The 9905-nt window shown below is 63.6% G+C and carries 7 protein-coding genes; 4 read left to right on the top strand and 3 right to left on the bottom strand.

Translation table 11 applies throughout. From position 1 onward, the window contains the following. From icmF to ACOVRJ_RS12520, 3 genes are all read left to right on the top strand, one after another. Nucleotides 1–2561 (top strand): fused isobutyryl-CoA mutase/GTPase IcmF (gene icmF, locus ACOVRJ_RS12530; protein WP_422044180.1); only part of this gene is annotated, 2561 nt, incomplete at its 5' end. 207 nt (nt 2562–2768) lie between these two features. Beyond that, on the top strand, nt 2769–3875 hold the full coding sequence (locus ACOVRJ_RS12525) for a hypothetical protein (protein WP_422044179.1): 1107 nt from the start codon (nt 2769–2771) through the stop codon (nt 3873–3875). 263 nt (nt 3876–4138) lie between these two features. Further along, nucleotides 4139–4513 (top strand): rhodanese-like domain-containing protein, encoded by a 375-nt coding sequence (locus tag ACOVRJ_RS12520; protein WP_422044178.1) that lies wholly within the window; start codon nt 4139–4141, stop codon nt 4511–4513. Nucleotides 4514–4559: 46 nt separating this feature from the next. Here the strand turns inward: ACOVRJ_RS12520 and ACOVRJ_RS12515 are convergent, their stop codons facing one another. After that, the gene (locus ACOVRJ_RS12515) at nt 4560–8060 is read right to left on the bottom strand and encodes an AAA family ATPase (RefSeq protein WP_422044177.1); all 3501 of its coding nucleotides are present in this window, start codon (nt 8058–8060) and stop codon (nt 4560–4562) included. A gap of 156 nt (nt 8061–8216) precedes the next feature. Between ACOVRJ_RS12515 and ACOVRJ_RS12510 the strand changes: the two genes are divergently transcribed. Then, nucleotides 8217–8819 (top strand): 2-hydroxychromene-2-carboxylate isomerase, encoded by a 603-nt coding sequence (locus ACOVRJ_RS12510; protein ID WP_422044176.1) that lies wholly within the window; start codon nt 8217–8219, stop codon nt 8817–8819. A 17-nt stretch (nt 8820–8836) separates the two neighbouring features. Here ACOVRJ_RS12510 and ACOVRJ_RS12505 read toward each other — a convergent pair whose 3' ends face one another. Next, on the bottom strand, nt 8837–9076 hold the full coding sequence (locus ACOVRJ_RS12505; protein ID WP_422044175.1) for a hypothetical protein: 240 nt from the start codon (nt 9074–9076) through the stop codon (nt 8837–8839). An 80-nt stretch (nt 9077–9156) separates the two neighbouring features. After that, nucleotides 9157–9849, bottom strand: a complete 693-nt coding sequence (locus ACOVRJ_RS12500) for a DUF3313 family protein (protein WP_422044174.1) — start codon at nt 9847–9849, stop codon at nt 9157–9159. Nucleotides 9850–9905: the final 56 nt, after the last annotated feature.

The following is a 9905-nucleotide window of genomic DNA, read 5'->3' as shown; positions in this document are numbered from 1 at the left end:
ACCCCTCGCGCCGCAAGAGCGGCGGCGCCCTGCTCGGCGACCGCATCCGCATGAATGCCATCGGCCCCTGGAGCCAAGGTCAACGCGTCTTCATGCGCAGCCTCGCCACCCGTGACTTCGGCAGCGAAATCTCCCCTGCTCTGCCCGACGCAATTGCCGCCGCCAAGGTGGCCGGCTTCGACCTGATCGTGGTCGAGACCTCGGGCATCGGCCAGGGCGATGCGGCCATCGTGCCGCATGTGGACGTGCCCATGTATGTGATGACGCCCGAGTTCGGCGCCGCCAGCCAGCTCGAGAAAATCGACATGCTGGACTTCGCCGAGTTCGTGGCCATCAACAAGTTCGACCGCAAGGGCGCGCTGGATGCGATCCGCGATGTCGCCAAGCAGGTGCAGCGCAACAAGGAAGCCTGGACCACCGCGCCAGACCAGATGCCGGTCTTCGGCACCATGGCCAGCCGCTTCAACGATGACGGCGTCACCGCCCTCTACCAGGCGATGAAACCCCGCCTGGCCGAACTGGGCCTGCAGCTGCAAGACGGCCGCCTGCCCTTGGTCAACACCCGCCACAGCACCCACCAGACCCCGGTGGTGCCCGCTGCGCGCGTGCGTTATCTGGCCGAGATTGCTGACACGGTGCGCGGCTACAAAAAGCGCGCCCGCCAGCAGGCCACGCTGGCACGTGAGATCCAGCAGCTTTGGGGCAGCTCGCGCATGCTGCTGGAATCCAACCCGGACAAGAACGGCGCGCGACTGGCGCTGGGCGAGTTGGCCGAAGCGCGCGAAGCGCAGATGGAGAGCGGCGCCCGCCACCTGCTCAAGCAATGGCCAGATATGCAAAAAGCCTATGCCGGCGACGAGTATGTGGTGAAGATCCGCGACAAAGAGATTCGCACCAACCTCGTCCACACCAGCCTGTCGGGCACCAAGATCCGCAAGGTCGTGCTACCGCACTACGAGTGCCATGGCGAGCTGCTGAAATGGCTGCTGCTGGAAAACGTGCCGGGCAGCTTCCCCTACACCGCCGGTGTGTTCGCATTCAAGCGCGAAGGCGAGGACCCAACCCGCATGTTCGCCGGCGAGGGCGATGCTTTCCGCACGAATCGCCGCTTCAAGCTGGTGTCCGAGGGCATGCCTGCCAAGCGCCTGTCCACCGCTTTTGACTCGGTCACGCTCTACGGCGCCGATCCCGCGCCGCGGCCGGACATCTACGGCAAGGTCGGCAACTCCGGCGTGTCCATTGCCACGCTGGACGATATGAAGGTGCTGTACGACGGCTTCGACCTGTGCAGCCCGACAACCTCGGTTTCGATGACCATCAACGGTCCGGCGCCGACGATTCTGGCCATGTTCATGAACACGGCCATCGACCAGAACATCGCCAAGTTCCAAGCCGACAACGGCCGCGAACCCACCGCCGACGAAGCCGCCAAGATCAAGGACTGGGTGCTGGCCAATGTGCGCGGCACGGTGCAGGCCGACATCCTGAAGGAAGACCAGGGCCAGAACACCTGCATCTTCTCGACCGAGTTCTCGCTCAAGGTGATGGGCGATATCGCCGAGTATTTCGTGCACCACAATGTGCGCAACTTCTACTCCGTCTCGATCAGCGGTTATCACATCGCCGAGGCCGGTGCCAACCCGATCAGCCAGCTGGCGTTGACGCTCTCCAACGGCTTCACCTTTGTGGAAGCCTATCTGGCGCGCGGCATGCACATCGATGACTTCGCGCCCAACCTGAGCTTCTTCTTCTCCAACGGCATGGACCCCGAGTACACCGTGCTCGGCCGCGTCGCCCGCCGCATCTGGGCCGTGGCCATGCGCGACAAATACGGCGCCAACGAACGCAGCCAAAAGCTCAAGTACCACATCCAGACTTCGGGCCGCAGCCTGCACGCGCAGGAGATCCAGTTCAACGACATCCGCACCACGCTGCAGGCCCTGATCGCCATCTACGACAACTGCAACAGCCTGCACACCAACGCGTTTGACGAGGCCATCACCACGCCGACCGAAGAGTCGGTGCGCCGCGCCATGGCCATTCAGCTGATCATCAACCGCGAGTGGGGGCTGGCCAAGAACGAGAACCCCTCACAGGGCGCCTTCATCATCGAAGAGCTGACCGAGCTGCTGGAAGAAGCGGTGCTCGCTGAGTTCGAAAAAATTGCCGAACGCGGCGGCGTGCTGGGTGCGATGGAAACCGGCTACCAGCGCAGCAAGATCCAGGAAGAGAGCATGCATTACGAGATGCTCAAGCACACCGGCGAGTACCCCATCATCGGCGTCAACACCTTCCGCAACCCGCAGGGCGACCAGGTGATGGAGAGCATCGAGCTGGCCCGCTCCACCGATGAAGAAAAGCAGTCACAGCTGCACCGCCTGCGCGACTTCCACGCCAGCCATGCCGCCGACAGCGCCACGCAGTTGCAGCGCCTGCAGCAGGCCGTCATCGACAACAAGAATGTCTTTGAGGTGCTGATGGATGCGGTGCGCGTCTGCTCCTTGGGCCAGATCACCTCGGCGCTGTTCGAAGTGGGTGGCCAGTACCGGCGCAGCATGTAAGCCAGCCAGAAGTCCAAAGGCTTGGGGCTCGTCAAGGGGGCGCCAAGCCTTGGGCTTGGGCCATGGGCAAGTCAAGTCCCCAAAAATCCCAGATGTATCCGAGCTCCGTTACGCTTGGGCCTCCAAAGTCAGAACGGAGTCGATCGTCTTGGATGCTGTGCCCCAACCCTGCGCCACCCCATGCGGCCCCAACGGAGCCCCCGAGTCATGAGTTCGGCGCCGCGCTCCGCCTCGATTCAATCCTCATTTGCCGGCGTTGAGCGGGTGGTCGCCGAGCCGCTGCGTTTCAAGGCCAAGCTGGCCATCGGCGAGGACGCCTACACCTCGCTGCGCATGGTCAATCGTGCACGCGAGGTGTGGGACGTACTGGGCGCCGCCGGCGCGGGCGCGGCAATTGCCAAGTCCAGCCTCGTCGCCTCAACGTTTTTTGCGCCCAGCGGTCTGATGGGGGCTCTGGGCATTGGGGCTGCGGCGACCCCGGTCGGCTGGGTCGCGTTTGCCGCCCTGGCGTCGGGTGGAGCTTGCTACGGCATCTACCGCTGGATGGGCTACTCCAAGAGCAGCCGCGTCATTGAAATCCCGAAGTTTCTCAACACCCCCTTGGATACCTTGGGTTTGGCGCTCTTCGACCTGATCGCCCCATTGGCTTTGAAGCTGGCCCGCCTCGACGGCCCCCTCGGCGACACAGAGCGCTCACTGCTGCTGGCGCATCTGGTCGATGACTGGGGCCTGGACCGCCGCTTCGTCGATTCAGCGATTCAAGTGCTGGAGACACAAGTGGCCGAGGCGCCGCTCGAAGCGCTGGCCAAAGACCTTGCCGACTTGCTGCACAACAACCCGGACTGCAACCACAAGGTCATGGTCGAGGATCTGATGGCGTTCTTGCACCAACTGCTCGCGATCCAAGGCACGCTGTCGCTGGAGAAAGAGCAGGCCCTTGAGCAAGTGGAGCAAGTGCTCCAGTTCACGCCCGCCAGCCCCTTGTCCACATCCTGGCTGGCCGCCAAGGACAAGGTGGTCGATGCCAGCGAGCAGGCCAAACGAACGGCTGTCGAAGCGGCAGACTGGGCGGTGAATCGGCTCCCCACGCAAGAACAGATTCGGACCCTGGCCGAGCAATCGACCGCCTTGCTGAAAACCGGCGCATCAAAAGCCGGACAAACGGCGGAGCAAGTCAAGCAGGCGACCGAAGAAGCAGCGGCCTGGACCGCCGAACGCCTGCCCAGCGCAGATCAACTGCTGAACACGGCGCAGCAAACCGGCAAGCTCTTGAAGACCGGCCTGGAACGCGTCAAGACCAAGCTCAAGCCCTGAGATGGGCCGCTTTGAGTCGCCAAATCCAGCCCTGAACAGTCCGCCTTTTAAGCGCGAAACAAGAAGTGCCGCAGCTGTTCACGAAACAGCCGTAAAAAAAATGCGACGGCAAGCCTGCTTGACCTGCCCCGTCGGGCCGGACTTGATGTAGAACTGCACACAGGCTTTTCAGATCACTCTTGTGAAAGCCGTGCCGGGCGGCTCAGCGCCAGCGCCCAACTCGGCAAGCCCGCCTGTGAGACTGAGCGCGAGGAGAAACCATCATGACCTGGGCCTCTTTCTACCTCCCCGTTGATGCGCAAATCGCGGCGCAAGAGCCCGTGCATTACCAGCACCCCGAGGCGCCAATCGAGCCGACGGCCCTGCCGGAGCATGCGCTGCTGCTCGACGTACGCTCCTACGCCGAATACATGGCCGGCCATCTGCCCGATGCCCACTGCCTGCCCCTGCCGCAGATGGCCCATCTGGTCAACCAGATGGCGCCTGACCATGACGCGCCCATCGTGCTGTACTGCTCATCAGGCGGGCGTGCGGAACAAGCTTTGGGCTTGTTGCAGCGCATGGGCTACAAGAACGTGCGCAATGGCGGCGGCGCGATTGCGCTAGGCAAGAAGCTGGGCAAATCCATCGAGCATTGAAGGTCACCCGCGACGGCCCGCCTTGAGAGAGCCCATCGGCCGCGCTTCAAAGCCGAATCACATTCACCATCGGCCCCACGGCCTGCCGCACCAGGCCTTCCAGATGGTGGTGGTGACTCAAGAAGATCACCTGGGTGCGCTCGGACAAATCGGCCAGCGCTTTCAAGCCCGCCTCGGCACGGGCGTCGTCGTAATTGATGAACAGGTCATCGGCGATGAAGGGCAAGGCATGGCTGGCGTCCTGCCCCAGATGCAACTCCAGCGCCGCCAGGCGCAGCGCCATGAAGAGTTGATCGCGGGTGCCTTCGCTCATGCCGCCAATGGCCACCAGGCGACCATCGGCGCGCAGACCTTGCAAGCTCAACGGCGTCACGTCGAAGTCCAGCGCCAAGCGCTGGAAAGAACCCCGCGTCAAGGCGGCAAAAATCTCGCCGGCGCGGCTCAACATCGGGCCCTGCTTGGTTTCGCGGTAACGATCGATGGCCCATTTCAGCAAACGCGCCGCGGTGTAGACCTTCACATAACGTTCCGCCGCATTGGCCATCTTGGCCAGCGCATCCTGGCGCTGGCCTTCGGCGCGCGCCGCATCGTCTTGGCCGGCGATCTGGCCCAAGGCCGCATCGGCCTGGGTCAGCTCGGCCATCAAGGCATCGCCTTGCTGCTGTGCTTCCGCAATCTGGCGCCCCAAGTCGGCCATCTGCACCGGCAGCTGCACCAAGTCCACCGCCGCCAACTCGGCTTGCAAAGCTTCGACCGAGAGACCATCGCCGCCTTCTTGCAAGGCCTGGCGCGCCGCCATCACTTGCGCATTCAGGCGACGCCGCGCTTCGCTTGCCTCAATCACGGCAGGCAGATCTGAGGCATCGTCCAGCCCCGCCAGTTTGAGCAAAGGCTGCAGGCGTGCTTCAGCTTTGGCGCGCTGCAGCGCCGTGGCGGCCAACTGCGCCTGCAGGTCTTGCACCGCCTGCCCCAGGCGCTGTGCTTCCTGGGCCGCCGCACGCGCCGCGCTGAGGTCCAAGCTCAATTGGCGAATCCAGGCCTCGGCGGCCTCGCCCTCGGGCGCCGCCTGGCCCAAAGCCACTGCGCAGCGCGCGAGATCGCGCTCAAAGTCAGCCCACTCGGTCTGCATCACTTGAATCTTCTGCTGGCGCAATTCCAGCACCGCGCGCAGCCCCGCCTCCATCCGGGCCATGACCGCGCAGACCTCGTCAGCCTGGGCCGGATCCAGGCCAGAGGCCAAGCGCAGGCGCTGGCAGGCTTGCGCCCATGCGCTTTGCCAGGCTTGCATTTGCTGCCCGGCGACCGCGCACTTCTCGCGCAGCACGGCTTGGGCCTGGCTAGCAAGCTCGATCTGCCTTTGCAAGGACTGCGCCTGAACCTGGGCTGCTGCAGCAGCCTCCACTGCGGCGCCTGCCTGCAAAACCAGGCTCGCCAGGTCCAGCGCTGCGTCAGCGCTGGCTTCGAGAGGGGCGCCGGCAAAAGCCTGCAAGGCCACCCTCAGCTCCTTGCACGCCGCCTGTGTCTGCTGCTCGCTGGCCAAGGCTTCTTGCTGAGCGAGCAGCAAGGCAGCGCGTGCCGCCAGCACCCGTTCGCGCGCCATGCGCCAGGCCTCCACATCGAGCAGACCCAGCCCTGCCAGCCCCAGGCGCTCGGCGTTTGCGGCCCAGTCCTGCTGCTGAGTCAGCAGTTCGGCCTGTTGCGCCGACAAGTTGGCGGCAGCCTCCTCAATCACCAAGCTCAAGCGCGCTTGCGCGTCCAACTTGGCTTGCAACTCACTGGCTTCACGCGCCTTGGCATAACGGCGATCGGCCACGCCATCAGCTGCTTGCACGGCCGACTCAAAGGCCGGCGCAGCCTCAAGCAAGTTCAGCGCGCCATCGCGAATGCGCAGCCATGTGGCATCGCGCTCGGCCCGCTTTTGCGTTACTTCCTCGCTGCTGACCGGTTGATGGGCCTGACGGTATTGACTGAGCGCCAACTCAGCGCTGGCCCGCTCGGCGCGTAAGGCCGCCAGACGCTCCTCCAGCGCGCTGCAACGCGACTTCAGCTCTGCCAGGCGCTGCAAACGCTGCTGCATGGCGGCCTCGGAGGGCAGCGCCAATTCGGCCAAGCTCGTGTCGGGCAATGCGTGAGCGCCCAGGCCGCGCCGCGCGGCGTCCAACTCGGCCTGCAGCCGCAAGAGCTGCGCCTGTTCGCGCCGCTGCGTTTGCTGCACATCGCCCAGCGCACGGGCCCGCGCCAGCCCGCCCTGCAGCTGAGCCGAGGGGGCCTGCACCGCCAGACTCTTCAGCTGCAATTGCAGCGCCGCCAACTCCAAGCCCTTCTCGGCCAGGGCCGCCTCGCTGAGGCGGCAGGTCTGATCCAGCAGCTCATAACGCTTGGCCAAAGCGGCAAAGGCCGCTCGCTCTGGCAAACTGGGCAACTGCTCGCTCAGACTTTGCTCATCGCTAAAGTTCCAGCCCAGATAGCGCGCGTCGGCCTTCAGTTGCGAGCCGTACACCTTGATTTCGGCCTGGCAACGTTCGATATCGCGCCCATGGTGGCGCACCTGAAAAGCGACTTGCTGCAAGGCCTCGATCGCGGTCTGTTGCTGCAGCAGACGGTGATCGACCTGCAAGGCGTCCAAGCGCGATTGCGCCTGTTGTGCCTGCGCCGTCAGCAACTGGTGGCTGCTGGCGGCGGCGGCCAACTCCAACTCCAGCTCGGCCAACACACGGCCGGCATCCTCGGGCAGTTGGACCACTGAACTCAAGCCAGTGGCGACCTGCAAGTCCAGCAAAGCTTGTTCACTTTGACCCAGTTGCCGCAAGGCGGGCGCCACACGCCGAACGCGCTCCAAGGCGCTGCGCTGCAGGTCCAGGGCCTGCAGTTGTTGACGCAGGGCTTCACGACGCTGTTGCAGGCTTTCGCTGCGTTGGCGCGCGTCCATCCAATCCTTGGTGCGCACCGTCGCGGCCTTCAGCGCAGCCTCGGCGGCGGCCAACTCATCGCTGGCTTGGTAGTAGGCCCGGTCGCCCGAGCGACGTTTGGCCCAGAGCTTGTCGGCCTCGGCCTCCAGGCTTTCACGCACCGCGCCCAGGCTGCCGATGCCGGCCGCCGACTGAAACAGAATCTGCCCGATATCGTTCTGCGCGCTCAGAATCGCCTGGCCGCCCGCTTCCAGGCGGCAATGGTCCAGGCCAAACATCTGATCGTAAAAAGCTCGGTCGCTGCTGGCTAGAAACGCCGCCAGTGCGGACTCAGGCAAGACCTGACCCTGTGCATCCAGCAAGGACTTCGTCCTCGCCTTGGTGCGCACAAAGTCCAGGCTTTGCTCGCCGAGCTCTATGCTGCCGCCCAAGCGCATCTCAGCCTTGGCATGCAAAAAATCGTAGTTGGAGCGGTTCTCGATGCCGAAGAGAAAATCAAGAATCGCCTGCCGCGTGGTGGACTTGCCCGCCTCGTTGGCGCCCACAATCAGATGAAAGTCACGCTTGGCTTGCGGAAACACCAGGCGCTGATCGGTGAACTTGCCGTAGCGACTCAGATCGAGGTGTTGGAAGCGCATGAAAAGGACGGCTGAGCAGAGTTTCTAAGGGCGGATTCACGGCCTAAATCTCCGAAGATTCCCGCCGTGAAGACCGGCACTGTACTGCCTGCCGGCCCCTTTGATCTGTCACACAAGGCCCGCCTACAATCCGCGCCAATTCAAGGGAGTGAATCCATGTCAGCACCGATCGATTTCTTTTTCGACTTTGCCTCGCCCTATGGCTATATCGCCTCGCAGCAAATCGACAAGCTAGCCGCGCAATACGGACGTTCGGTGACTTGGCGCGCCATTGTGCTGGATGCCAATTTCCAATCGCTGGAGCGCATTCGCATCCCCAGCAACATCATGCGCAGCGACTACATCCGCCGCGATGCCGAGCGCCTGGCGGCCTATTACGCAACGCCCTACAAGACGCCCAGCAATCTGGGCGCCCATACCGAGCAGGCCGCGCGTATTTTTCACTGGGTGCATGACCGCCAGCCCGAGCAAGGCCGCGACTTTGCCCATCGGGTCTTGAAGGCCTATTTCGTCGATGACCAAAACATCGCCGCCGAAAAAGTGCTGCAAGCCATTGCCACCGACATCGGCCTGAGCGCCGAAGACTTTCAGGAAGCCAGCGCCAACCCCGCCAGCCGCGCCCGCCTGAAGGCGGAAGTGGACATGGCGGAAGCTCGCGGCGTGTTCGGCTCGCCCTTCTTCATCGTCGAGGGCGAGCGCTTCTGGGGCAATGACCGACTGCCGCAGCTGGAGCGCTGGCTGGCCAAAGGCCCCTACTGAAACCTCTACTGAAACAATTAGCTCGCCAAGCCCTGCGCCAGCTTGCGCAGCGCGGCGGCGTCCAGCGTCTTGCCGGGGCTTTGCTCACAGATGACGGCCACGCGGTTCAAGAGGCCGGCCGCGAAACGGTGCGCTGCGGCCAGCGTTTCCTCGTCGGTGTCGTAAGTGTCGTAGGCTTCCACGGCCACGCCGCTGTCATTGGCGATTGCCTTGACATTGATCTTGTGAGCTGGATTGGCTGCGCCTGATGTGGCCATAAAGTACTCCTGAAAAAGGTAGATCCGGCCAATGTACAGGCAGCCCCGGTCCCCCGCAGCTGCCCCTGCGCGAAGCGCGCTTACTTTTTGCCGATCTCGTGCGCCTTGTCGAGTGATTTGCGCAAGACCTTGGCCCAGGCCGAGGCCATGATTTCGGCCTCTTGGGCGTTCATGACGCGGTTGCTCCAAGTCAGCTGCCCGGGGAAGTTACGCGCTTCGCGGCGGTCCACCATCCGCGCCAAGACTTGGCCGGTTTCCGAGTCGCGCAGCTCAGCCACCAAGGTGGCTTCGCCGGCCGATGCCACATAGGTCCGGGTGCGGACAGCCGCCAAGGTGTCGGGTGCATTCACATACAGATCGATGATGCTGACCTTGACCCGCAAGACATCGGGCCCGGCCTCCTTCACCAGCGGATAACCGTCCTTGGCTTGCAAGGTTTTGGCGAACTCTTCTTGCACGATCGTCGCCATGCCACTGCGGATGTCTTCGCGCTCTTCATTGCTCAGTTTGAAGTTGCTGCCGGTGCGCTTGGGGTCCCAGTATTTGGAGAAGCTCACCTCCACCGGGTCCAAGATCACCTTGCTGTAACCGGCCAGGCTGGCGCCGGGGCGCGCATAGGCCAGGTCCACCTCTTTGAGCTTGATCTGCTGCAGGCCGTCATGGCTCATGCGCGCTTCCACCTCTTTGCCCACCTGGGTGGCAAAGGCGTTGCTCATCAACATCGACAGAGAAATCAGCACGGCCGCGCCGGTGCTGCGTGAGGAAATCTTCATGGCTTACCCTCCTGGCGTCTATGACAAGTACAGCGATGGCCCTGAAGGCCTTCAAG

Origin of the sequence: Roseateles sp. (assembly GCF_049240545.1) — a bacterium.
Lineage (GTDB): Bacteria > Pseudomonadota > Gammaproteobacteria > Burkholderiales > Burkholderiaceae_C > Paucibacter_A.
Note: the sequence above shows the minus strand (reverse complement) of the source record. Positions and strands in the feature narration are given on the sequence as shown.